This window comes from Streptomyces sp. DSM 120436 (assembly GCF_055778765.1).
Genome location: NZ_JBSKBS010000001.1, coordinates 2,199,014 through 2,223,034, shown reverse-complemented (window position 1 = coordinate 2,223,034; position 24,021 = coordinate 2,199,014). Strand labels below are relative to the sequence as shown.

20 protein-coding genes and 1 pseudogene are annotated in these 24,021 nt (G+C 73.5%); 5 read left to right on the top strand and 16 right to left on the bottom strand.

What is annotated here, in order from left to right; all coding sequences use genetic code 11:
* Positions 1-16 precede the first annotated feature (16 nt).
* Both ACWH4W_RS10270 and ACWH4W_RS10265 read left to right on the top strand, forming a co-directional pair.
* On the top strand, positions 17-1,300 hold the full coding sequence (locus ACWH4W_RS10270; RefSeq protein WP_473075456.1) for an MFS transporter: 1,284 nt from the start codon (positions 17-19) through the stop codon (positions 1,298-1,300).
* Positions 1,301-1,454: 154 nt separating this feature from the next.
* Entirely contained in the window at positions 1,455-2,468 is a 1,014-nt protein-coding gene (locus ACWH4W_RS10265; RefSeq protein ID WP_473075455.1) for a sigma-70 family RNA polymerase sigma factor, read from the top strand.
* Here the strand turns inward: ACWH4W_RS10265 and ACWH4W_RS10260 are convergent.
* Positions 2,352-2,699, bottom strand: a complete 348-nt coding sequence (locus ACWH4W_RS10260; RefSeq protein ID WP_290011381.1) for an STAS domain-containing protein — start codon at positions 2,697-2,699, stop codon at positions 2,352-2,354. The genes ACWH4W_RS10265 and ACWH4W_RS10260 overlap by 117 nt on opposite strands.
* 161 nt (positions 2,700-2,860) lie before the next feature.
* On the opposite strand from ACWH4W_RS10260, the gene ACWH4W_RS10255 reads away from it, so the two are divergent.
* Positions 2,861-3,781 (top strand): AEC family transporter, encoded by a 921-nt coding sequence (locus ACWH4W_RS10255; RefSeq protein ID WP_473075454.1) that lies wholly within the window; start codon positions 2,861-2,863, stop codon positions 3,779-3,781.
* A 17-nt stretch (positions 3,782-3,798) separates the two neighbouring features.
* On the opposite strand, the pseudogene ACWH4W_RS10250 reads toward ACWH4W_RS10255, so the two are convergent.
* The 14 genes and pseudogenes from ACWH4W_RS10250 to ACWH4W_RS10185 all read right to left on the bottom strand — a co-directional run.
* Positions 3,799-4,064: pseudogene (locus ACWH4W_RS10250) on the bottom strand (EAL domain-containing protein); the annotation flags it as partial.
* 10 nt (positions 4,065-4,074) lie between these two features.
* Positions 4,075-4,659: a Uma2 family endonuclease gene (locus ACWH4W_RS10245; RefSeq protein WP_473075453.1), complete on the bottom strand. Its 585-nt coding sequence runs from the start codon at positions 4,657-4,659 to the stop codon at positions 4,075-4,077.
* 95 nt (positions 4,660-4,754) lie between these two features.
* Positions 4,755-6,029 carry a thymidine phosphorylase gene (locus tag ACWH4W_RS10240; RefSeq protein WP_473077462.1) on the bottom strand — a complete coding sequence of 425 codons (1,275 nt, stop codon included), beginning with the start codon at positions 6,027-6,029 and terminating at the stop codon, positions 4,755-4,757.
* Between the two features lie 98 nt (positions 6,030-6,127).
* Positions 6,128-6,529 (bottom strand): cytidine deaminase, encoded by a 402-nt coding sequence (locus ACWH4W_RS10235; protein WP_473075452.1) that lies wholly within the window; start codon positions 6,527-6,529, stop codon positions 6,128-6,130.
* Positions 6,526-7,800, bottom strand: coding sequence for an ABC transporter permease (locus ACWH4W_RS10230; RefSeq protein ID WP_473075451.1), 1,275 nt, complete (start codon positions 7,798-7,800; stop codon positions 6,526-6,528). Before ACWH4W_RS10230 ends, ACWH4W_RS10235 begins: the two co-directional genes overlap by 4 nt.
* Positions 7,797-8,921: an ABC transporter permease gene (locus ACWH4W_RS10225; RefSeq protein ID WP_473075450.1), complete on the bottom strand. Its 1,125-nt coding sequence runs from the start codon at positions 8,919-8,921 to the stop codon at positions 7,797-7,799. The genes ACWH4W_RS10230 and ACWH4W_RS10225 overlap by 4 nt, the downstream gene beginning before the upstream one ends.
* Positions 8,921-10,501, bottom strand: a complete 1,581-nt coding sequence (locus ACWH4W_RS10220; RefSeq protein ID WP_473075449.1) for an ABC transporter ATP-binding protein — start codon at positions 10,499-10,501, stop codon at positions 8,921-8,923. The genes ACWH4W_RS10225 and ACWH4W_RS10220 overlap by 1 nt, the downstream gene beginning before the upstream one ends.
* 198 nt (positions 10,502-10,699) lie before the next feature.
* Positions 10,700-11,749 (bottom strand): BMP family lipoprotein, encoded by a 1,050-nt coding sequence (locus tag ACWH4W_RS10215; RefSeq protein WP_473075448.1) that lies wholly within the window; start codon positions 11,747-11,749, stop codon positions 10,700-10,702.
* A gap of 324 nt (positions 11,750-12,073) precedes the next feature.
* Positions 12,074-13,123, bottom strand: a complete 1,050-nt coding sequence (locus ACWH4W_RS10210; protein ID WP_473075447.1) for a BMP family lipoprotein — start codon at positions 13,121-13,123, stop codon at positions 12,074-12,076.
* 297 nt (positions 13,124-13,420) lie between these two features.
* Positions 13,421-14,650, bottom strand: a complete 1,230-nt coding sequence (locus tag ACWH4W_RS10205; RefSeq protein ID WP_473077461.1) for a M20 family metallopeptidase — start codon at positions 14,648-14,650, stop codon at positions 13,421-13,423.
* A 331-nt stretch (positions 14,651-14,981) separates the two neighbouring features.
* On the bottom strand, positions 14,982-16,082 hold the full coding sequence (locus ACWH4W_RS10200; RefSeq protein ID WP_473075446.1) for a hypothetical protein: 1,101 nt from the start codon (positions 16,080-16,082) through the stop codon (positions 14,982-14,984).
* A gap of 42 nt (positions 16,083-16,124) precedes the next feature.
* Positions 16,125-17,060 carry an N-acetylneuraminate synthase family protein gene (locus tag ACWH4W_RS10195; RefSeq protein WP_106412759.1) on the bottom strand — a complete coding sequence of 312 codons (936 nt, stop codon included), beginning with the start codon at positions 17,058-17,060 and terminating at the stop codon, positions 16,125-16,127.
* Between the two features lie 14 nt (positions 17,061-17,074).
* On the bottom strand, positions 17,075-18,298 hold the full coding sequence (locus tag ACWH4W_RS10190) for a cytidylyltransferase domain-containing protein (protein ID WP_473075445.1): 1,224 nt from the start codon (positions 18,296-18,298) through the stop codon (positions 17,075-17,077).
* Positions 18,299-18,330: 32 nt separating this feature from the next.
* On the bottom strand, positions 18,331-19,647 hold the full coding sequence (locus tag ACWH4W_RS10185; protein ID WP_473075444.1) for a DUF6716 putative glycosyltransferase: 1,317 nt from the start codon (positions 19,645-19,647) through the stop codon (positions 18,331-18,333).
* A gap of 198 nt (positions 19,648-19,845) precedes the next feature.
* On the opposite strand from ACWH4W_RS10185, the gene ACWH4W_RS10180 reads away from it, so the two are divergent.
* Together ACWH4W_RS10180 and ACWH4W_RS10175 are read left to right on the top strand one after the other, a co-directional pair.
* Complete coding sequence (locus tag ACWH4W_RS10180) at positions 19,846-20,835, top strand: glycosyltransferase family 2 protein (RefSeq protein WP_473075443.1); 990 nt, start codon at positions 19,846-19,848, stop codon at positions 20,833-20,835.
* Complete coding sequence (locus ACWH4W_RS10175; protein WP_473075442.1) at positions 20,835-22,544, top strand: polysialyltransferase family glycosyltransferase; 1,710 nt, start codon at positions 20,835-20,837, stop codon at positions 22,542-22,544. The genes ACWH4W_RS10180 and ACWH4W_RS10175 overlap by 1 nt, the downstream gene beginning before the upstream one ends.
* Positions 22,545-22,550: 6 nt before the next feature.
* Here ACWH4W_RS10175 and ACWH4W_RS10170 read toward each other — a convergent pair whose 3' ends face one another.
* The gene (locus ACWH4W_RS10170) at positions 22,551-23,726 is read right to left on the bottom strand and encodes an RCC1 domain-containing protein (protein WP_473075441.1); all 1,176 of its coding nucleotides are present in this window, start codon (positions 23,724-23,726) and stop codon (positions 22,551-22,553) included.
* Positions 23,727-24,021: the final 295 nt, after the last annotated feature.

Below are 24,021 nucleotides of genomic sequence, written 5' to 3'. Positions count from 1 at the left end.
TCCGTACGTTCGAGGCATGACTCCCGCCAGTACCGGGGCGTCCGCCCGCGTGGACGCCGTCGCATCCGTTCCCTCCTCCCCGCCGCCCGCCGACGAGACCCGGATGTCCCCGGGCGGCCCCGGCTACCGCCGGATGAGTCTCGCCCTGTTCCTCGCGGGCGTCGCGACCTTCGCGCTCCTCTACTCCACCCAGGCCCTCCTCCCGTTGGTCTCCGGCGACTTCACGGTCAGTGCGAGCGACGCGAGCTGGACGGTGTCGGCGGCGACCGGCGGCCTGGCGCTGTTCGTGCTGCCGATGAGCGCCCTGTCCGAGCGGTTCGGACGGCGCACGGTCATGACGGCCTCGCTGGCCGTCGCGGTGACCCTCGGGCTGCTGGTGCCGTTCGCCCCGTCGCTCGGGGCGCTGGTGGCGCTGCGGGCGCTGCAGGGCGCGGCGCTGGCCGGGCTGCCCGCGTCGGCGACGGCGTACCTCGCGGAGGAGGTCACGCCGAAGGCGCTGGTGACCGCGATCGGGCTGTTCGTGGCCGGCAACAGCGTCGGCGGGATGAGCGGCCGGGTGATCACCGGATGGGTCGCGCAGGAGTGGGGCTGGCGGGTCGCCGTCGGCGTGATCGGCGTCGTCGCGGTGGCGTGCGCGGTGGCCTTCCGGCTGCTGCTGCCGGCGCCGCGGCACTTCAGGCCCGGGTCGCTCGCGCCGCGCGTGCTGGCCGGCACGGTCCGCCGTCACCTGGCGAACCCGCTGCTGCGGCGGCTGTTCGCGATCGGCGCGCTGTTCATGACGGTGTTCGGGGGCGTGTACACGGTCATCGGGTACCGGCTGACCGAGGAGCCGTTCTCGCTGCCGCAGGGTGTCGCCGGGTCGGTGTTCCTGGTGTACCTGGTCGGCACGGTCTCGGCGTCCGCGGCCGGACGGCTGGTGGGCCGGCTGGGCCGCCGGGGCGCCCTGTACGCGGGCGGCGCGACCACCGCGGCCGGGCTGCTGCTGTCGCTGGCCGGGTCGCTGCCGGTGGTGCTGCTGGGCCTGGTGCTGATCACGGCCGGGTTCTTCGCGGGGCACGCGGTGGCGTCGTCGGCGGTGGGCAGGACCGCGACGGAGGGCCGGGCGCAGGCGGCGGCGCTGTACCAGTCCGCGTACTACATCGGGTCGAGCGCCGGCAGCACGGTGGGCGCGCTGGCCTTCCACGCGGGCGGCTGGGCCGGGACGGTCGCGGTCGGGCTCGTGGCCGTGACGGGCGTCGCGGGGATCACCCTGGCCGGGACCCGGGCGGCGGTCCGCGCCGGGGAGGCCCGCACCGCCTGACGGCTGTCCCTGGGGCGCACGCACGGCCGGTCCCGCCCTGCCCCTCACCTGCGGATTCGTCCACTCGGAGGGCCGCTGTCAGTGGGCTGCGGTAGCTTCCGAGGTGGTGGACGCGACGGCGCGCCGCCACGAGTGCGCTTGGGGTGGGTGGACGATGACGAACGGCACGGCGACGACGGATCCGGACGCCACGCTGGAGCAGTACCGGGTCGAGCTGACCGGGTACTGCTACCGGATGCTCGGCTCGGCCTTCGAGGCCGAGGACGCGGTGCAGGACACGATGGTCCGTGCCTGGCGCAGCCTCGACAAGTTCGAGGGCCGGTCCAGCCTCCGCTCCTGGCTCTACCGCATCGCGACCAACGTCTGCCTGGACATGCTGTCCGCGGGCAACAAGCGCGCCCGCCCGATGGACCTGACGGAGTCCACGCCGCTGGCGCGGGCCGCCCTCTCCCCCCGCCCCGACCACACCTGGCTGGAGCCCATGCCCGACGACCGGGTGCTGCCCACCCCCGCCGACCCGGCGGAGGCCGCGGTCGCCAAGGAGTCCGTGCGGCTGGCGTTCATGGCGGCGCTGCAGCAACTGCCCGCCAGGCAGCGGGCGGTGCTGATCCTGCGCGAGGTGCTGGCCTGGAAGGCGAGCGAGGTCGCCGAGCTGCTCGGCACGTCGGTCGCGTCGGTCAACAGCGCGCTGCAGCGGGCCCGGGCGACGCTCGCCGAGCGCCGGGAGGCGGGCGCCGACGCGGCGGTCTCCGACCCGCTGGACGAGGACCAGAAGAAGCTCCTCGACCGCTACGTGGCCGCCTTCGAGGGGTACGACATGTCGGCGCTGACCGCGCTGCTGCACGAGGACGCCGTCATGACGATGCCGCCATTCGACCTGTGGCTGACCGGCGCCGAGGACATCACGGGCTTCATGACGACGCTGGGCGCCGCGTGCGCGAACTCGCGGCTGGTGCCCGTCGAGGTCAACGGCCTGCCCGGGTTCGCGCAGTACAAGCCCGACCCGGAGAACGGCGGACACACGCCGTGGGCGGTGCAGGCGCTGGAGATCTCAGACGGCCGGATCACCGGGTTCCACTGCTTCCTGGACACCCAGCGGTGGTTCCCGCTGTTCGGGCTGCCCCTCCGTCTCGAAGCGGAGACCGACGAGGTCGAGCAGGGCGCATAGCGCCGGGGAGGGGGCGCGCAGCCGGATCCGCCCGCCGGCCCGGCGGGCGGTGAGCTGCAGCCGGGCCAGCAGGTTCACGGCGGCCAGGCCCGGCGGCCCCAGCCCGGCGACGTCGCACACCACGACACCGCCGCGCCCCCCGCCCTCCAGCAGGGCGCGCAGCGCCTGGCACGGCCCGCTCACCTCGTCCGTGGTGAGGGGGCCGCTGAGCACGAGTACGGGCGGTGTCATGGCGTCCACGACCGGTAGACCGGCCGGGGACCGGTAACTCATCGCGCGGCGCCGAGGATCACATTGACCGGGCGCGGCCCTCCACGGAGGGTTGGCTGTATGCGCCACAGATCATCTCCGCCCCTGGTGTCCGGTGCCCTCCGCCGCCACGGGGAGCCGCCGTGCAGGGGGTGCTGAGCGGGTTCCTGGTGATCGCCGTCGTCATCGGCGTCGGCTACGTCATCGGCCGGCGGGGGGATCTCGGCGCGCAGGGCGGCGAGGTGCTGACCACCCTGGCGTTCCACGTGGCGTCCCCGGCGCTGCTGTTCACCACGCTCGCCCGCGCGGACCTGTCGGTGGTCTTCTCCGGCCGTCTGCTGGTCACCGCGGTGAGCACGGCCGCGGTGGCGGGCGTCTTCGTCGCGGTGGGCGTGGCGCGCGGCTGGGGTGTGGGCCGTACCACCATCGGCGCCCTGTGCTCCGGCTACGTCAACGCCGGCAACCTGGGCATCCCGATCGCCGTGTACGTGCTCGGCGACGCCTCACTGGTGGCGCCGGTGCTGTTGTTCCAGCTCGTCGTGGTCACGCCGATCGCGCTGACCGTCCTGGACCTGTCCACGGCGGGCGGGAAACAGCCCCTGTGGCGGCGGCTGCTGACCCCCGTGCGCAATCCGGTCGCCCTGGGGTCGCTCGCGGGGGTCGCCGTGGCGGCGTCGGGGGTGGAGATCCCCGGCCCGGTGTGGGACCCGGTGCGGCTGATCGGCGACATGGCGGTCCCGGCGGTGCTCCTCGCCTTCGGCATCTCCCTGCGCGGCAGCGCCCTGCCGCTGCGCGGCGGTGACCGCGGTGCGGTGCTGCTGGCCGTGGGCCTGAAGGCCGTGGGCCAGCCGCTGGCCGCCTGGGCACTGGCGGCCGGCGTCTTCGGCCTGCGCGGCGCACAGTTGCTGGACGTGGTGGTCACCTCGGCCCTCCCGGCCGCCCAGAACCTCTTCACCTACGCGAGCAGCTACCGCGTGGGCGAGCGACTGGCCCGCGAGGCCATCCTCGTCTCGACGGCCCTGTCGGTCCCGGTCCTGGTGACGGTGGCGGCGGTGCTGGGGTGATCAGGCCTCCGGCGGGGTGTGCCGAGCAGTTCGGAGACGCGGCCGGGCAGGATGGGCCGTGAGTACAGCCGGCCCTGACCGGTGTGGCCTGCGTGGAGGTCTCCACGCGCTCCGCGGTGACGGTCAGCCCCAGCCGGTGGGCGAGTCGCACCGTCGCCTCGACGATGACCTCGTCCGCCGGGCCGGCCTTCGCCCTGCGGTCCTCGATCCGGAAGCCGCGCACGAAGGAGCCGTCGAGCTTCAGCACCGACACCGGGAGCCTGCTGAGGCAGGCGAGGCGGGAGCCGGGGTGATCAGGCCTCCGGGAACTCGGCCGTGTCGATGACCAGGCCGAGGGGGGCGGGGAGCGTGAGGGGCTCGCCGAACTTCACGGTCTTCAACGGCCGGTAGACGTCGCCCCTCGGTTCACCGTAGAGCGTCACGGTCGGACCGTCCGGGGCCCAGGCATCGACCAGCAGATAGAGGGGGACACCGGCGGCCGCGTAGGCGGCGGGCTTGCTGACGCGGTCGTGGCGGGTGTTGGACTTGGAGGTGATCTCGACGACCAGTTCGGCCAGACCGGCCGGGATGTGGGTTTCGAACTCGGTGTGGTCGTGCACGGGCGCGACCACAAGATCCGGGATGAGCATGCCCAGTCGGGACGGCACGGCGACGGCGAGGGTCTGAAAGATCTCCCAGTGCTCGGGGATCGCGGAGTAGAGGCGACGCTGGATGCGGGCCGCGATCACGTTGTGGCGATACGCGGGAGCGGGTGACACGGTGACGATCCCCTCGATGATCTCCACCTTGCTGCCCTCGGGCCACTCCATCTCCTCCCAGAACCGGACGAGGTCGTCCCAGCTCTGCTCGGGGTCCTGGCTCACGGTGAGTGCGCTCACGGCGGTCTCCTATCGGTACGTCGCCGAGTACAGCATGACGAACGGGACCGGCGGAGGTCCACCGGTCCCGTTCACCCGAAAGGGGAAAGCCCAGGTCAGGCGATGCGTTCCCGGACCACCGGCGTGGCGGTGAAGTCCGCGCCGGAACCGATGTCGAAGGAGCCCTCCAGGGACCGGAGCGCGTACTCGAAGCGGTCCGGGGTGTCCGTGTGGAGGGTGAGGAGGGGCTGGCCCTCGGTGACGCGGTCGCCGGGCTTGGCGTGCATCTCGACGCCCGCGCCCGCCTGCACCGGGTCCTCCTTGCGGGCGCGGCCCGCGCCGAGGCGCCAGGCGGCGACGCCGATGTCGTAGGCGTCCAGGCGGGTCAGGACGCCGGAGGACGGCGCCTTCAGCACGTGCTGCTCGCGGGCGACCGGGAGTTCCGCGTCCGGGTCGCCGCCCTGGGCGCTGATCATGCGGCGCCAGACGTCCATCGCGGAGCCGTCGGCGAGGGCCTTCGCCGGGTCGGCGTCCTTCAGGCCGGCCGCGTCGAGCATCTCGCGGGCCAGGGCGAGGGTCAGCTCGACGACGTCCGCGGGGCCGCCGCCCGCCAGGACCTCCACCGACTCGCGGACCTCCAGGGCGTTGCCCGCGGTGAGACCGAGGGGGGTGGACATGTCGGTGAGCAGGGCGACCGTCTTCACGCCGTGGTCGGTGCCGAGGCCCACCATGGTCGAGGCCAGCTCGCGGGCGTCCTCGATCGTCTTCATGAAGGCGCCGGAGCCGGCCTTCACGTCCAGGACCAGCGAGCCGGTGCCCTCGGCGATCTTCTTCGACATGATCGAGGAGGCGATCAGCGGGATCGCCTCGACGGTGCCGGTGACGTCGCGCAGGGCGTAGAGCTTCTTGTCGGCGGGGGCGAGTCCGTCGCCGGCCGCGCAGATCACCGCGCCGGTGGTGTCGAGGACGTGCAGCATCTCCTCGTTGGAGAGCAGGGCGCGCCAGCCGGGGATCGACTCCAGCTTGTCGAGGGTGCCGCCGGTGTGGCCGAGGCCGCGGCCGGAGAGCTGCGGGACGGCGGCGCCGCAGGCGGCGACCAGCGGCGCGAGCGGCAGGGTGATCTTGTCGCCGACGCCGCCCGTGGAGTGCTTGTCGGCGGTGGGGCGGGACAGGGACGTGAAGTCCATGCGCTCGCCGGAGGCGATCATCGCGGCGGTCCAGCGGGCGATCTCCCGGCGGTTCATGCCGTTGAGCAGGATCGCCATGGCGAGGGCCGACATCTGCTCGTCGGCCACCTCCCCGCGGGTGTACGCGTCGATGACCCAGTCGATCTGCTCGTCGGTGAGTTCGCCGCGGTCCCGCTTGGTGCGGATGACGGAGATGACGTCCATGGCCATGGCTGGCGTTCCTTCCGGAGTGCGAAGAGCACGGCCCCTCCGCTCGACGCCGCCCGGGGTGCCGGGTGCCGTCGGGAGGGGCCGCACGGGAGTTACTTGGTGAGGTGCTGGGGGCCGAAGGCCTGGGGCAGCATCTCGGACAGGGGCAGGATGCCCTCGGGCGTCTCCAGCAGCAGTCCGGGTCCGCCGAACTCGTACAGCAGCTGGCGGCAGCGGCCGCACGGGACGAGGATCTCGCCGCCGCCGTCCACGCACGTGAAGTGCGTGAGCCGGCCGCCCCCGGTGCGCTGCAGCTCCGAGACGAGTCCGCACTCGGCGCACAGGCCGAGTCCGTAACTGGCGTTCTCGACGTTGCAGCCGGTGACCGTGCGTCCGTCGTCGACCCGGGCCGCGACGCCGACCGGGTACCCCGAGTAGGGGGCGTAGGCGTGGGACATGGCGTCCCGCGCCGCCGCGCGCAGCGCCTCCCAGTCGACGTCGTCGGCCGCGGTCACTTGCCCTGTCCCTTCCGGTACTGCATGCCGTTCGCCTTCGGCATGCGCAGCCGCTGGGCGGAGAGGGCGAGGACGACCAGGGTGATGACGTACGGCGTGGCGGCGACGACCTGGCTCGGGACCTCGTTGGTGCCGGCGTACCAGGCGAAGACGAGGGCGCCGACGATCAGGGTGATCACCGCGTGGACGTACTTCTTGCGGACGGCCAGCCAGATGGCGCCGATGACCAGCAGCAGCGCGCCGAGCAGCAGCAGGGCGTGCACGTTGGTGGAGCCGCCGCGCAGGTTGAGGCTGTCGGTGTAGCCGAAGAGGCCGGCGCCGATGGCGAGGCCGCCCGGCATCCAGTTGCCGAAGATCATCGCGGCGAGGCCGATGTAGCCGCGGCCGCTGGTCTGGCCCTCCAGGTAGAAGGGGTTGGCCACGATGGACAGGAAGACGCCGCCGAGGCCGGCCAGTCCGCCGGAGATGATCACGGCGAGGTACTTGTACTTGTAGACGTTGACGCCGAGGGACTCGGCGGCCACCGGGTTCTCGCCGCAGGAGCGCAGCCGCAGGCCGAACGGGGTGCGCCACAGGATCCACCAGGTGGCGGGGATGAGCGCGACGGCGATCAGGGTCAGCCAGGAGACGTCGGTGACCAGGCCGCCGAGCAGGCCGGCGATGTCGGAGACGAAGAACCAGCCCTTGGCGTTGAGGTCGGTCAGCCAGTCGGAGAGTCCGGGCACGGTGAAGTTGCCGAGGGACTCGACCGCCGGGGACTGCTTGGCGGAGCCGCCCTGGTGGCCCTCGAAGGCGAGCGGGGCCAGGTAGCGGGTGGCGCCGAGGGCGAGGATGTTGATCGCCACGCCGGAGACGATGTGGTTGACGTTGAAGGTGACGGTCACGATCGCGTGCAGCAGGCCGCCGAGGCAGCCGCCGATGATGCCGACGAGGACGCCGGTCCACGGACCCCACTGGAATCCGGCCCAGGCGCCGAACCAGGTGCCCAGGATCAGCATGCCTTCGAGGCCGATGTTCACCACGCCCGCGCGCTCGGCCCACAGGCCGCCGAGGCCGGCGAGGCCGATCGGCACGGCGAGCTGGAGCGCGGTGGACATCTGGCTGACGTTGGTGATGCCGTCGGCGCCGGTGATCAGGCGCACGATCGAGGTCAGCGCCAGCCCTCCGGCGATGACGAGCATCAGGACGGGCAGCGACATGCGGCGGCCGGTCTGCGGGGCGTGCTCCAGCGACGGCTGGTTGACGTCGGTCGCTGTGGTCGGAGCGGTCATCGGCCGGCCACCTCCTTCGTGGTGTTGTTGTCGGCGCCCAGGACGTGTCCCGCGGCGAGTTCGGCGCCGACCCGGCGCTGCTGGCGGCGCAGGCCCCACTCGCGGACGGCCTCGTAGGAGACGACCACCGAGAGGACGATCAGGCCCTGCATGATGACCGCGATCTCCTTGTCGTAGCCGTGGAAGTCCAGCTCGGGCGACGCCTTGTCGAGCCAGGCCCACAGCAGGGCGGCGAAGACGATCCCGACCGGGCTGTTGCGGCCGAGCAGGGCGATGCCGATGCCGAGGAAGCCGATGCCGGTGGGGAAGTTGAGGTTGTAGGTGTGGGAGTCGCCGAGCAGGATCGGCAGGCCCGCGAGGCCGGCGATGGCGCCGGAGAGCAGCATGGCGGTGAGGACCATGCGCTTGGGGTCGACGCCGCTGGCGGCCGCGGCGGAGCTGGAGGCGCCGGAGGCGCGCAGGTCGAAGCCGAAGCGGGTGCGGTTGAGGACGACCCAGTAGCCGATGCCGAGGAGGACGGCGAGGATCACCAGGCCGTAGATCTCGCCGGCCGCGCCGAGGTCGATGCCCGGGATCCAGCCGGACTCGTGCATCTCGCCGGTGGTGCTGTTGTTGCCGATCTTGACGCCGAAGACGTCCGGCTTCCACATGTAGACGATCAGCGAGGTGGCGATCGCGTTGAGCATGATCGTGGCGACGACCTCGCTGACGCCGCGGGTGACCTTGAGGACGCCGGCGACGCCCGCCCAGAAGGCGCCGGTGCACACGGCGGTCAGCAGCAGCAGGGGGACCTGGAGGAACGCCGGGAGGTTGGCGTGCGCGCCGACGATGGCGGCCATCATCGCGCCGAGCTGGTACTGGCCGTCGACGCCGATGTTGAACAGGTTCATCCGGAAGCCGATGGCCACCGCCAGGGCCGCGATGTAGTACATCGAGGCCTGGTTGAGGATCAGTACCTGGACGTCCGAGTACCCGACCTGCTCGAACATGAGGGCGAACGGCTCGACCGGGTTCTTGCCGGAGGCGACCAGCACGATCGCGCTCAGCGCGAAGGCCACGGCGAGCGCGATGACCGGGCCGGCCACCGCGAGGAGCACGCGCTCCTTGTCGAACTTCTTCATCAGCGGGCCTCGTCTTCCGGAGACTCGGCGGACTTGGACAGGTCGGCCTGGGTCTCGGCAGGGGTCTCTTCGTGTTCGAGGTGGCCCTCGGCGGCGCCGGTCATGGCGGTGCCGAGTTCCTCCGGGGTGATGGTGGCCGGGTCGGCGTCGGCGACCAGCTTGCCGTCGTAGATCACGCGGAGGGTGTCGGACAGGCCGATCAGCTCGTCCAGGTCGGCGGAGATCAGCAGCACGGCCAGGCCCTCGCGGCGGGCCTCGCGGATGTGGTCCCAGATCGCGGCCTGCGCGCCGACGTCCACGCCGCGGGTGGGGTGGGCGGCGATCAGGAAGCGCGGCTTGTGGCTCATCTCCCGGCCGACGATCAGCTTCTGCTGGTTGCCGCCGGACAGGGAGGCCGCGGTGACGTCGATGCCGGGGGTGCGGACGTCGTACTCGGTGACGATCCGGCGGGTGTCCTCCTGGGCGGCCTTCGGGTCCAGCCAGATGCCCTTGGCGTTGGGCTTCTCGGTGACGTGGCCGAGGATGCGGTTCTCCCAGAGGGGGGCTTCGAGGAGCAGGCCGTGGCGGTGGCGGTCCTCGGGGATGTAGCCGATGCCCTCCTCACGGCGCTTGCGCGTGGGCCAGGCGGTGATCTCCTCGTCGGCCAGCCGGATGACGCCGGAGTCGGCGTGGCGCAGGCCGATGAGGGCGTCGACCAGTTCGGTCTGGCCGTTGCCCTCGACGCCGGCGATGCCCAGGACCTCGCCCTCGTGGATGGTGAAGCTGATGTCGTCAAGGAGGGCCTTGCCGCCGGGGGCGGCCAGGCGCAGCTTGTCGACGGTGATGACGGGCCGGTCGGTGACCGTGGACTCGGCCGTCTCCGGCGTGGGCAGCTCGCTGCCGACCATCAGCTCGGCGAGCTGGCGCGGGGTGGTCTCGGACGGCACGGCGGTGCCGACCGTGGTGCCGCGGCGGATGACGGTGATGTCGTCGGCGACGGACAGCACCTCGCCCAGCTTGTGGGAGATGAAGATGACGGACAGGCCCTCGGCCTTGAGCTCGCGCAGGTTGTCGAAGAGCGCGTCGACCTCCTGCGGGACGAGCACGGCCGTCGGCTCGTCGAGGATCAGGGTGGTGGCGCCGCGGTAGAGGACCTTGAGGATCTCCACGCGCTGGCGGGCGGCGACGCCCAGCTCCTCGACCAGGACGTCGGGGCGCACGTCCAGGCCGTAGCGCTCGGACAGCTCCTTGATGCGGCGGCGGGCCCTGCCGCCGATGCCGTGGAGCTTCTCGCTGCCGAGGACGACGTTCTCGAGGACGGTGAGGTTGTCGGCCAGCATGAAGTGCTGGTGCACCATGCCGATGCCGCGGGCGATGGCGTCGGCGGGCGAGGAGAAGTTCACCTGTTCGCCGTGGACCGTGATGGTGCCCTCGTCCGGCTTCTGCATGCCGTAGAGGATCTTCATCAGGGTCGACTTGCCGGCGCCGTTCTCGCCGACGAGGGCGTGGACGGTGCCCTTGCGGACGGTCAGGTGGATGTCGTGGTTGGCGACGACTCCGGGGAAGCGCTTGGTGATACCGGCGAGCTCCACGGCGGCCACCGCCGTGTGGGCCGCCGCTCCGGCCGGAGGGCTGCTGGACGCGTTGATGACGCACTCTCCTGGGGACGGGGGCCGTCTACGCGCGTAGCGCCCCTTCGGCAGACAAAGGGGTGGCACACCTGACCGACGGGGTGCGAGGAGCCGGGCTCCTCGCACCCCGTCGAGCGGTCGCGACCCCGCGGTGGTTCAGGGTGTGACTCAGCTCGACTTGACCTTGATCTCGCCGCTGACGATCTTCTCCTTGGCCGTCTCGATGGCTTTCTGGAGCTCGGCGTCGTCCGCGAACTTCGGGTTGGAGTTCGACAGGCTCACCTCACCCGTCTTCAGATCGCCCTTGACGATACCGGTCGCGGGCTTGCCGTCCTCGACCGACTTCGCCAGGTTGTACACCGCCTTGGCGACATCCTTCATCGCCGAGGTGAGGATCGAGTCCTTGTACTTGGCGAGGGCCTCGTGCTTGTACTGGTCGGAGTCGACGCCGATCGCCCACACCTTGTTGGCGGCGGCGGCCTCGATGACGCCCTGACCGGACAGACCGGCGGCCGCGTAGACCACGTCGGCCTTCTTCTCGATCTGGCCCTCGGCGGCGCTCTTGCCCTTGTCCGGACTGGAGAAGCCGCCCTCCTCCGCGGTCTGCGTGAGGAACTGCGAGATGACCTTGACCTTGGGGTCGGTGTCCTTGACGCCCTGCTCGTAGCCGGCGCGGAACTTGTGGATCAGCGGGATGTCCACGCCGCCCACGAAGCCGACGGTGCCGGTCTTGGTGGTCTTGGCCGCGGCGACGCCGGCCAGGTAGGAGGCCTGCTCCTCGGAGAACACCAGGTCGGCGACGTTCTCCGCCTCGACGGTGGCGTCGTCGACGATGCCGAAGGTGGTGTCGGGGAACTTCTCCGCGGCGCCCTTGACGGCGGACGCGTAGGCGTAGCCGACGCCGACCACCGGGTTGTAGCCCTGCTTCGCCAGCGAGACGAGACGCTGCTCCTTGTCGGCGTCCGTCTCACCGTCGGTGGGCTCGACGTCGGCCGTCTCGTAGCCGAACTCCTTCTTGGCCTGCTGCAGGCCCGCGAAGGCGGCGTCGTTGAAGGACTGGTCGCCGCGCCCGCCGACGTCGTACGCGATGGCGAGGCCCTTGCCCTCCTTCGACTCCGAGGAGCCCGAGGAGGTCGAGGTGCCGCCGCAGGCGGAGAGGGCGAGGGCCAGGGAGGCGGTCGCTGCGCCTGCGACCGTGATCCGGGAAATCCGGCGCATGTGTGGTGCTCCTAGTCGTACAAAGCGCCGGGACGGTACAGCTACGGCGCTGGCTTCGCCGCAGATTAACGCGCGTAGACCTGCCTGAAAACCCCTTCTGTCCACCTTGTTATGCGCCCGTGTTCAACCCGGTTCCGTCCACCGGGACAAGGGGTTGCTGTTCGCGAACGGAGGGTGGCTTTGGGTGAGCGTCCGGCGCTTTTCGGGAGGGTCCGGAGGGAGGCGGAGAGGGGCGCGGAGGGGGGACGGCGAAGCGGGCGGGCGCCGTGTGCGCCCGCCCGCTTCGTACGGGAGGCCGGTGCCGGGGACGGCCCGGCACGGGGGTCACTCCGTGTTCACCTCGATGGTGCCGTCGGTGATGCCCTTCTTCGCCTCGTCCACGGCCTCCTGCAGGCCGGCGACCTCGGCCATCCTGGGGTTGCTGTCGGAGAGGCCGACGCCGTTCACCTTCAGGTCGAAGACCTGGGTGCCGGTGAACGGCTCGCCGTCCTGGACGGACTTGGTCAGCGTGTACACCGCGCCGCCGACGTCCTTCAGGGCGGAGGTGAGGATGTAGTCCTTGTAGCCGGCGAGGGCTTCCTGCTTGTACTGGTCGGAGTCGACGCCGATCGCCCAGACCTTCGCCTTGGCCGCCGCCTCGATGACGCCCTGGCCGGAGAGGCCAGCCGCCTGGTAGATGACGTCGGCGCCCTTCTCGATCTGGCCCTCGGCGGCGGCCTTGCCCTTGTCGGGGCTGGAGAAGCCGCCCTCCTCGGCCGTCTGGGTGAGGAACTGCGAGATCACCCGGACCTTGGGGTCGGTCTCCTTGACACCCTGCTCGTAACCGGCCCGGAACTTGTGGATCAGCGGGATGTCCACACCGCCCACGAAGCCGACGGTGTCGCTCTTGGTGGCCTTGGCGGCGGCGACACCGGCGAGGTAGGAGGCCTGCTCCTCGGCGAAGACCAGGGAGGCGACGTTCTCGCCCTCGACGACGGAGTCGACGATGCCGAAGGTGGTGTCGGGGTACTTGGCGGCCACGGCCTCCATCGCGGGGCCGTAGGCGAAGCCCACGCCGATGACCGGGTTGTAGCCCTGGCGGGCCAGCGAGGCCAGGCGCTGCTCCTTGTCCGCGTCGGTCTCGCCCTCGGTGGGCTCGACGTCGGCGGTCTTGAAGCCGAATTCCTCCTTGGCCTTGGCGAGGCCGGCGAACGCGGCGTCGTTGAAGGACTGGTCGCCCTTGCCGCCGATGTCGTAGGCGATGGCGACGCCGAGGTCGTCCTTGGAACCCCCGCTGTCACCGTTGTCACCGCTGGTTCCGCCGCAGGCGGTGGCGGCGAGCGCGAGCGAGGCGACCCCCACCGCTACGCGGGTCAGTGTGGATATCCGACGCATCTGAAGTTCCCCATTCTCCAAAGCCCCGCAGCGGGTGCTCGGTTCGGCGCACATTAACGCGCGTAGACACTCCTGGGAACGGGATGGCGCGGGGCCGTTATCCATTCGTGCCGATGGCCGGTCACGCCCCGGTGAGCCGTGGGGTCGCAGGGGAGCCGGGCGGGCGTACGCGTCTGCACGGGGCCCACGCTGCACCTCCCGGGGCCGGGCCGCAAGCGGAGGGCGCCGGGGCAGGTGACGCACGCGAGGGCGGCCGTGTCCGCCGGGGACACGGCCGCCCTCGTCACGCGTGCGCCGTCATCGCAGGGCGTCCAGCAGGGCGGCGGCGGTGAACAGTTCCACGCCCACCGTGATGGCGTGTTCGTCCACGTCGAAGTCGCCCTGGTGCAGGTCGCGCACGATCCGCTCGCCGGGGGGACGGACGCCGAGGCGGGCCATGGCGCCGGGGACGCGCTCCAGGTACCAGGAGAAGTCCTCGCCGCCGAGGCTCTGTTCGGTGCCCTCGACGGACTCCGTGCCGCGCCGGGCGATCATCGCGTCGCGCAGCAGCTCGGTGGCCCCGGCCTCGTTGACGACCGGGGGGACGCCGCGCACGTAGGTGATCTGCGACTTGGCGCGGTGCAGATTGGCCACCTCGTCGATGGCCTCGACCACGATGTCCGGCGCCTGCCGCCAGGTCTCCAGGTCCAGGCAGCGGATGGTGCCGGAGAGCTCGGCGTGCTGCGGGATGACGTTGGGCGCGTGGCCGGACTCGACCCGGCCCCAGGTGACGGCGAGGCCGCTGCGGCTGTCGACCCGGCGGCCGACCAGCGCGGGCACGTCGGTGACGACCCGGGCGGCGGCGGTGACCAGGTCGGTCGTCAGGTGCGGGCGGGCGGTGTGGCCGCCGGGGCCCTCCAGCGCGATCTCCAGCCGGTCGCAGGCGGAGGTGATGGCGCCCTGGCGCAGCCCGATCCGCCCGGCGTCGACGCGCGGGTCGCAGTGCACGGCGAGGATCCGGCCCACGCCGTCGAGCGCGCCGTCGGCGATGACCTCGGCGGCGCCGCCGGGCAGCACCTCCTCGGCGGGCTGGAAGATCAGCCGGACCGGGCGGGGCAGCAGGCCCTGGCGGTGCAGTTCGGCCAGCACCAGGCCGGCGCCCAGCACCACGGTGGTGTGCACGTCGTGACCGCAGGCGTGGGCGCGGTCGGGGACGGTGGACCGGTAGGCGCAGCCGGCCTTCATGTCGGGGATGGGCAGGGCGTCGATGTCGGCGCGCAGGGCGAGCATCGCCGCGTCGGTGCCGGCCTCCTCGTCCGTCCCGATGTCACAGATCACCCCGGTCCCGCTGGAGAGCACCCGGGGGCGCAGGCCCGCGCGCTGCAGGCGTTCCTTGATCGCGGCGGTGGTACGGAACTCCTGGTTGCCCAGCTCCGGGTGCATGTGGAGGTCTCGTCGGAACGCCACGAGTTCCGTGCGCAGCGCCTCGGGCAGCGCGCCGGGGAGCACCGCTCCCCCGGGGAGATCGATCTCGGACTCCAGTGACATCAGTGGCTTCACCCTTTGAAGGGTAGGGCTCCGAAGCGCTCCACTGTCCCCTGATCAAGAAAAATCAGCCCGTTGGAGGGAGAAAATCCGGCTGCCCTACGCATAGCTGTCCAGTGAGATGGGTACACTCACCGCCCCTTTTGTGAGGGTAGGGGCGTTCCGGCCTGCCGGGCCATGAGGCCGGTCACAGCCCCCGCGCGGGCGTCGGCACCATCCGTACTTCCACGGTTACCACGCTCGGCCCAACCCACGCTGAGCGGTTCATACGGCGGACAGCGGGCGACGGCCCCGGGGCGTCCGGGGCGGGTTCAGCAGGGGCGCGGGGGCGGGTTCAGCAGGGGCGCGGGCGCGGGGCCGCCGGGCCGGGGCCCGCGGGGCGGTGCGGGGCGACGGCGCGCAGGTGGTGGGTGTCCCGCGCGGTGCCGGCGACGTCGGCGAGGAAGCCCCGGGCGCGCGGGGAGGCGTGGGCGGTGAGCCACTCCGGGTCGATGTCGCACACCGCGATCCGCACACCCGTGCCGGCCAGGGCGAGCGGCAGGGTGTGGACGACGGTGGAGGGAAAGCTGACGACCGTACGGCCGACGGGGCCGCGGCGGGCGACCAGTTCGAGGGGCAGCTCGGGGCGGACGATCTCCAGGCCGGTCTCCACGGCCAGCCGGTGCAGCTTCTCGGTGGTCTCGCGGCGGTGCGCGAAGTAGCGCCGGGCGCCGTGCGTCCGGGCGAGGGCGCCGACCGCCCGCACGTAGGCGTCGGCGTCCACCACGCCCGTCTCCACCAGGGAGGTGCCCACCAGGTCGGCGCCCCGGGTGACGCGCGGTGGTCCGAAGCGGTCGCGGGTCCAGGCGAAGGTGTGGGCGCGGACGGTGACGCCGGGCGGGACGTCCGCCATCGGCATGGAGGTGAAGACCTCCACCGTGCGGTCCTCGCCGGGGGTGAGCCGGCGCCGGGCGGCGGCGGACACCGGGGCGAGGACCAGGTCGCGGGGGCCGGGGCGGCCGCCCTTGCGGTGCCAGCGCACCAGGCGTTCGCCGCGGGCGAGCTGGCCGGCGAACTCCATGGTCGCCGTGCCGTCGTCGACGACCACCACCTCGGGGGCCCGGGTGAGGGTCAGCAGCAGTTGCACGTACCGGGAGAACGGGTCGCCGAGGACGACCCGCCGGGCCCGGCGCAGCGGCGCGGCGAGGCCGCCTATGGTGCGCAGCGGGGCGCCCGCTCCGCCGCGCGCCTCCTCCCAGCGGACGTCGTGCCCCTCCTCGCGGGCCAGCTCCGCCATGCGGCGGAGCTGGCCGCGGGTCATCGGGTCGACCGGGGACAGCACGACGAGGGCGAGTCCCGCGCCGGGCGCGTGGGCGTGCGCCCACTCCAGCACGTTGAGCAGCTGGACCGGGCTCTCCACGAAGGCGAGCGTGCGGGGGCCGGTGCGGGGGCTCATCGACGTACGACCGTTCCCGTCGTAGGGGTGGGTGGGGGCGGGTCAGACGGCCACGGGCTCGCCGGCGGCCGTGGCGATCTCCGCCTCGGCGACGACACCGGCCACGCGGCGCAGCTTCTTCATCGGGCCGAGCTCGGAGTCGTAGACCTTCTTCACGCCGTCGCCGAGGGAGGCCTCGATGGTGCGGATGTCGCGGACCAGGCGGGCCAGGCCCTGCGGCTCGACGGAGGCGGCCTGGTCGGAGCCCCACATGGCGCGGTCGAGGGTGATGTGCCGCTCGACGAAGCAGGCGCCGAGGGCGACCGCGGCGAGGGTGGTCTGCAGGCCGGTCTCGTGGCCGGAGTAGCCGATCGGGACGTTCGGGTACTCCTGCTGGAGGGTGTGGATGACCCGCAGGTTCAGCTCCTCCGCCTTCGCCGGGTAGGTGGAGGTGGCGTGGCAGAGCAGGATGTTGTCGCTGCCCAGCACCTCGACGGCGTGGCGGATCTGCTTCGGGGTGGACATGCCGGTGGACAGGATGACCGTGCGGCCGGTGGCGCGCAGTTCGCGCAGCAGCTCGTCGTCGGTCAGGGACGCGGAGGCCACCTTGTGGGCGGGCACGTCGAACTTCTCCAGGAAGGCGACGGCCTCGGTGTCCCACGGGGAGGCGAACCAGTCGATGCCCTTCTCCTTGCAGTAGGCGTCGATCTGCCGGTACTCGTCCTCGCCGAACTCCACGCGGTGCCGGTAGTCGATGTACGTCATCCGGCCCCAGGGGGTGTCGCGCTCGATGTCCCACTGGTCGCGCGGGGTGCAGATCTCCGGGGTGCGCTTCTGGAACTTGACGGCGTCGCAGCCGGCCTCGGCGGCGGCGTCGATCAGCTTGAAGGCGTTCTCGAGGTCGCCGTTGTGGTTGATGCCGATCTCGCCGGTGACGTAGACGGGGCGGCCGGGGCCGGCCTCGCGGGAGCCGAGGGTGCGGATACGGGAGTCGCTCATGACCAGGGGTTTCCTTACTGGGGGAGGGTTTCGAGAGAGGGACCGAGGATCCAGCCGGCGATCTCTCGGATCGCGCCGTCACCGCCGGGGAGGGTGGTGACCGCGCGGGCGGCGCCGCGTACGGCGTCGTGGGCGCTCGCGACCGCCACGGGCCAGCCGACGAGGGCGAAGCACGGGAGGTCGTTGACGTCGTTGCCGACGTAGAGCACGCGCTCGGGCGCGATGCCCTGCTCCTCGCACCACTGCTTGAGGGCGAGGTCCTTGCGGTCGACGCCGTGCAGCACGGGGAGCTTCAGCTTGCGTGCGCGGGCGGCGACGACCGGGTTCTGCTCGGTGGACAGGATCAGCAGCTTCAGGCCGCTGCGGCGCAGGGCGGCGATGCCGAGGCCGTCGCCGCGGTGCACGGAGACGAACTCCCGTCCGTCCGCGTCGATCAGCACCCGGTCGTCGGTCTGGGTGCCGTCGAAGTCGAGGACCACCGCGTCGATGTCGCCGGCGGTGGGCGGGCCGGTCCGGCCGGCGTCGAGGAGCGGCGCGAGGGCGCGGGCCCGCGCGAGGTCGTGCGGGTCGTCGATCTCCAGGACGCGCGCCGGGTCGGTGCGCACGAGGTCGGTGCGGCCGAAGAAGCGGTGGCCGTGCTCGCGCAGGCCGGCGGCGTCCATGGCGTAGGCGGCGCCGGTCTCCAGGAAGTCCTGGGGGCGGTCCTGGCGGCGGGGGCGGACGGCCTTGTCGTGGTTGACGCCGCGTCCGCCGCCGGCCGCCGGGTCGCCGCTGCCGGGGCCGTGACGCCAGACGAAGCCGTGGAAGGGGGCGACCGTCACCGCCGTGTCGGCGCCGCCGTGGGCGACCGCGGCGGCCACCCCGTCGACGTCCTCGCGGGTGAGGAAGGGGCTGGTGCACTGCACGAGCAGGACGACGTCCACCCGCGCGCCGTGCAGCGCCTCGTGGGCGTCCAGGGCGTGCAGCACGGCCGCCTCGGAGGTGGCGGTGTCCCCGGCGAGGTCCGCGGGCCGCAGCACGACCTCGGCGCCCGCCTGGCGCGCGGTCTCGGCGATGGCCGCGTCGTCGGTGGAGACCACCACGTCCGTGACGTGCCGGGCGGCGCGGCACTCCCGTACGGCGCGGGCCACCAGGGGCACGCCGCCGACGGGGGCGAGGTTCTTCGCGGGGACGCCCTTGGAGCCGCCGCGTGCGGGTATCACGGCGAGCACCCGGCGGGCGGCCGGAGAGTCGGACATGGGGTCAGCTCCTCGAAGGGGGGTCGGGGCGGTCACAGCTCGCCCATCCGGCGGATCGCGGGAGCCACGCGCTGCACGCCGTGGCGGTAGGCGCCGCGTGCGGTGCGGCGCACGATCCGCCGGACCGGCCCGGGGTCCCGGCCGGCGGCGGGCGCGCCGGGCAGCGGCGTCCCGTCGGGGCCGAGGTGGTGGCGGGCGAGGATGCCGGGCAGGTAGCCGGGCGCGGTGACGGGCGTGTAGTACGGGGTGAGCGGCGGGAGTCCGCCGGGCTCGTCGAGCAGCTCGGCGATGCGGGCGCGGGCCGCGTCGAAGGCCGTCGCGTACGAGCCGTCCGCCGCGACGCCCTGGCGGGCCAGCCACTCCTCGTCGGGCACCGGGCGGTGTCCGGCGTCGAGCTGGTCCCAGGAGGCGAGGCAGCCGGAGCCCACGAAGTGGTGGTTGCCGAGCGCCTCGCGGATGCCGAGGTCGGTGAGGACGGCGGTGGGGACGCGCCGGTGCAGCGCCTCCAGGGCGGCCGTCGAGCTGACGGTGACGAGGAGGTCGGTGCGGTCCAGGACCTCGCCCATGTGCCCGTAGACCAGGCGCAGGTTGGCGGGGAGGACGAGGCCGCGGGCCAGCTTCTGGTAGGGCAGTTCCTCGATGTGCGTGGTGTGTTCGCCGGGCCGGGAGCGCAGCTTCAGCAGCACCTCGCGCTCGGGGTGGCGGCGGGCGTGCTCGACCAGCCGGTTCAGCAGGTACGTGCGGTCCGCGCGGGTGTCCGGCACGGACGGCTGGGCGGCGAACACCACCCGGCGGGGCTCGTGGTCGCCGGTGTGGGGCGCGCCGCCGAGGAACGGCAGCGCGACCTCGGTGACCGCGCCGGCGTCGGCGCCGACCCCCTCGTAGACGGCGCGGAAACGCTCCGCGTCCTGGCGGGAGTTGGCCAGCACCAGGTCGGCGCCGTGGCGCAGCAGCAGGCCGTCGGTGAGCTTCTCGTAGACGACGCCGACGTAGCCGGTGACGACGACGGGCCGTCTGGGCCGGCCGGCCCAGACGCGTCCCAGCCCGTGCAGCATCGCCTGCACCCCGCCGCCGACCAGCGCGAGCACGAGAACGTCGTACGACCCGTACGTCTCCTCGCGCAGGGCGTGCAGGAACTCGGCCGCGGTGACCTCCCGCAGGGAGTCCGCGCGGACGCCGACCTCGCCGAGCTGGCGGGCGGTGGGCGTGGCGCGGCCCCGCAGCAGGTATCCGTCCAGGCGGATGTCGCGCGGCGCGATGCGTTTCGCGGTGAGCGTGCCCCATTTCCAGCGGGTGTCGGAATCCGCGAGGACCGCCACCCTGAGGGGCTTCGTTGCACTTGCTGGCACGCCGGAGAAGTTAGGAAGCGAATTCCGCGAACGGCCCAACCGCACCTCAACGAAACGTTAACAACAGCCCACCGAGAACCGAACCCGGCCGGGAAAACGCCGGAGTCGGACGCGGTCCACCGGACCGACACACGGAGTTCACCGCCCGTACGGCCGGCGGACGGAAAGCGCGCCGGGCGGTCTCCTAATGTTTTCCGGGTGCCGAAGCTTTCCGTGATCGTGCCTTTTCGAAATGTCCGTCCGTACGCGCCGGACGCGCTCAGAAGTCTGCGCGCGAATGCCCGCGCGGATTTCGAGTTCGTTCTGGTCGACGACGGTTCGGAGGACGACACCCCGGTGCTCGTCGAGCGGGCCGCCGAGGAGCTGGCCCGTGTCGCGCGGGTGCGTCACGTCCGCCGGGAGCGCGCCGGCGGGATCGCCACCGCGCGCAACACCGGGCTGGACGCGGCGGGCGGCGAGTACCTGACCTTCCTGGACGGCGACGACTGGTACGCCCCCGGCCACCTGCCCCGGCTGGTCGCCGCGGCGGAGGAGCTGGGCTGCGACTTCCTGCGCACCGACCACGTCCGGGTCACCGGGCGTGCCCGGACCGTGCACCGGGTGCCGGTCGGGCCGCGGGACGAGGTGCTGGACCCGCGGGCGGCGATCCTGCCCGCCGACCGGACCACCGCCGTGGACTACCCGCAGGCGTGGGCCGGCGTCTACCACCGGCGGCTGCTGGAGCGGGGGCTGCTGCACTTCCCCGACGGGCTGCGCACCGCCGAGGACCGGCCGTGGATCTGGCGGCTGCACCGGGAGGCGGAGTCATTCGCCGTGGTGGGCCTGCTGGGCGTGTTCTACCGCAGGGGCGTCGCCTCCTCCCTCACCCGGATCGGGGACGAACGGCAGCTGGACTTCGTCCCCGCCTTCGACCGGGTGGTGGCGGAGACGGCGGCGGACCGGGACGCGGACCGGCTGCTGCCGAAGGCGGTGCGGACGTACTGCGCGGTGATCGACCGTCACCTGGCCGAGCGGGACAAGTTCGAGCCGGCGGTGGCCGCACGGCTGCGGGCGCTGTGCGCGGACGCGTTGCGGCGACTGCCGCGGGACGTGCTGGACGAGGTGCTGGACTCGATGGACGCCGGGCGGGCGGCGCGGCTGCGGCGGCTGCGACGGGCGCCGCTGCGCGCGGGGAAGGGAGTCGCGTGATGGGGGCCGGCACGCAGATCTTCTGTGCGGCCGCTCCGTCGGCGGTCGTCGTGATGGCGGCCGCGGCCGAGGCGGGGCTGCTGCCGGAGACGGGGCGCCGGATGCTGCTGGTGTGCGACGACGCGCCGGTGCCGGAGGCGGCCCCGCCGTGGGACGAGGTGCCGGGCTTCGCCCGGCTGCGCGCCCGCTTCGACGCGGTGCTGTCCTGGAACGAGACGATACGGCCCTTCCACCCGGCGGCCTGGACGCCCCGCACGGAGGACGTCCCGCTGCTCGAACGGCACGTCCGACGGCTGTGGGGGCTCGGGGACGACCGCGTGGAACTGGTCCTGGGCGCCCCGGACGCCCCGCCGGCGCAGGCGGTGGCCCGCGTGTTCACGGGCGCGCCCCTGCACGTCTGCGCGGGCGGACCGGCGGACTACGGGCCCACACGGGGCAAGCTCGACCCGTTGATCGGCACGCGGGTGCGGCAGGTGCTGCACCTCGACCTGGTGCCGGGCCTGACACCGCTGCTGCTGAGCGAGTTCGGGGCGCCGGCGCGGGTGGTGCCGGCGGACGCCTTCCGGGCGGTGACGGGTGAGATCGCCTCGGCGGTGAGGGGCGTGCCGGAGGGCGCGGCGCTGGTCGCCGGACAGTGTCTCTCCGCCCTCGGGGTCGCGGCCCCGGACGGGGAGGACGCGCTGCACGCGGAGATGGTGCGGGCGGCGGCCGGGCGCGGCCACCGCCACGTGGTGTTCGCACCCCACCCCGCCTCCCCGTCCCGGCACGGCAGCGCACCGCGGGCCGAGGCGGCACGCCTGGGCGTGGACCTCACGGTCCTGGACGTCCCCGTCCCGGCGGAGGCGCTGTACGAGGCGTGCCGCCCGGCGCTGGTCGTCGGCTGCTCGTCGACCGCCCTGTTCACGGCGTCCGCCCTGTACGGCCTCCCGGTCGCCCGCGTCGGCACGGAGCGCCTGCTGGACCGGCTGACGCCCTATCACCATCCGCACCGGGTCGCCCTGGTCCTGGCGGAGGCGGTGCTGCCGGGGGCGGGGTCCGGGGCGGGGCCCGCGCGGTCGGGGGCGGGGGCGGGCACGGTGCCCGCCGCCGGGTCCGGCGGCGAAGCCGCACGGCTCGGGGGCGGGGAAGCGGCGAGGGGCGCGGGGCAGGGCGGCGGGGGCGCGCCGGCCGGCACCCGGCCGGACGGCGGAGGCGCGCCATCCGGCGCACGGTGGAGCGGCGACGGCACGGAGACCCGCGCACGCCACGGCGGGGGGAGCGCCCCGACCGGCGCACGACACGACAGCACGGACGTGCCCCCCGGCAGCCCGCGCGGCAGCGGGAACCCCCCGGCCGGCCCTCGACCCGACAGCGGCGACACGCCGCCCGGCGCACGACACCGTGCCGCAGACACGCCGCCGGCCCCACGCGGCGGCGGGGACGCGCCCGCGGGTGCTCGGCCCGCCGCCGGGGACGGGGCGGTCGGTGACGACCTCCAAGGGCTTCTGGGCGCCCTCGCCTTCACCATGCGGCCACAGGTGCGTCCCTCGCTGCGTGCCGTCGCGGAGCGGTATCTCGGGGCGGGGACGTGGGACCGGCGGTGGTTTCCGCGGAGGCGGCTCGCCGCGTCGGGACTGCCGGGGGGTGTGCCGAGGCAGGTGGTGTTCCTGTCGCGGAGCCGGGTCGCCCGGCGGGTGGTGCGGCGGGTGCGCACGGCCGTGCGGGGCTGAAAGATGTCACAGGTCGCCCCGCGCGGCGGGTTCGTCGGCCAGGATCACATGGCGGCCCGACACGTCCACCGCCGGACCGGGGAGCGGCACGCGCACCGGGCGGCCGACGGGTCCGTCGTCGAGGTTCAGGCCCGATCCCCAGGCCCAGAGTCCGCCCCGCGTGTCCAGGGCCAGGCCCGCGAGGCTGTACGCGGCGATCCTGCGCACCGGGGGCAGGCCCGTCACGCGGACCGGGGTGGCGGTGCTGTGGTCCGCGGTGTCGCCGTCGCCCAGCGCTCCCCCGGCGCCGCGGCCCCAGGCCCGTACCGCCCCGTCCCGGTCCAGGGCGTAGGCGACGTCGTGGCCGCCCGCGACCTGGACGACGTCCGTCAGCCCGGTGACGTGGACCGGGCGGCCGGTCTGGCCGCCGCGGGGCTCGACGCCCAGCAGGCCGTGCGCGTTGTTGCCCCACGCGCAGACCAGCCCGTCGGCGCGGGCGACGACCACCGCGCCGCCCGCCGAGGCCACGTCGACGACCCCGCCGACGCCGTCGATCGTGGTGAGCCGGGTGCCGTCGGCGTCGCCGAGGACCTCGGTCAGGTTGATGCCCCAGCCCTGCACCCGCCCGTCGGAGCGCAGGGTGAAGGCGTTGAGGGAGCCCGGCCCCATCGAGACGACGTCCTTCACCCCGGGCACGGGGCGCGGCCGGGTCACCCCCTCGTGCCCTTCGCGCTTCCCCGCGCCGACCAGGAAGCGGTCGCTGCCCCAGGCCGTCACGGTGCCGTCGCGCCGCACGACGTAGAAGGTGGGGCCGCTGTCGTACACCGCGCGGGCGTCGTCGATGCCGGGGACCTGCCGGGGCGCGGCGAGGTGGTGGCGTTCCGCGGAGCCCCGGCCGAGGCTGCCCTTGATGTTGGTGCCGTAGGACCAGACGGTGCCGTCGGCGCGGACCGCGACGGTGGTGAAGCGGCCGTCCGCGACGGAGACGACGTCGGTCAGGACAGGCGCCCCCGGGGAGGCGCCGGCCGTCGGGTCCCAGACCCACAGCGTGCCCGGCCGGGCGGGCGGCGGCCCGGGGCGCGCGGCGGGACCGTCGGGGCACGGGGGCGCGCCGAGCACCGCCCGGTCCGCCGCACCGCACCCGGTCAGGCCGAGCAGCACCGCGCCGGCGGCCAGTATTCGCGGCCAGGTCCTCACAGCCATGCGCCCGTCCCTCCGTCGGTCGTCCCGCGCGCGGCGGGGACGCGTCCTTCCGCCGGTCACCACGGTGCCGGGCGCCCGCCCCGGCCCGACAGGGCGAAGGCGCCCAGAAGTGTCCGGGTATCCGCGCCGGGTCCGGCCGGGCGCCGTCTGAGTACGAACACCCGGGCACGGGTCGGCTGTTGGCCGGTGACTGTTCACCGGATGTCCACCCGGACGCCATCGGCGGACCGCCGTGCCGGGGCACATTCGGCGTCCGGAACGAGGACGGTCCCGCACCCGGTGCTCGCCTGCCTCC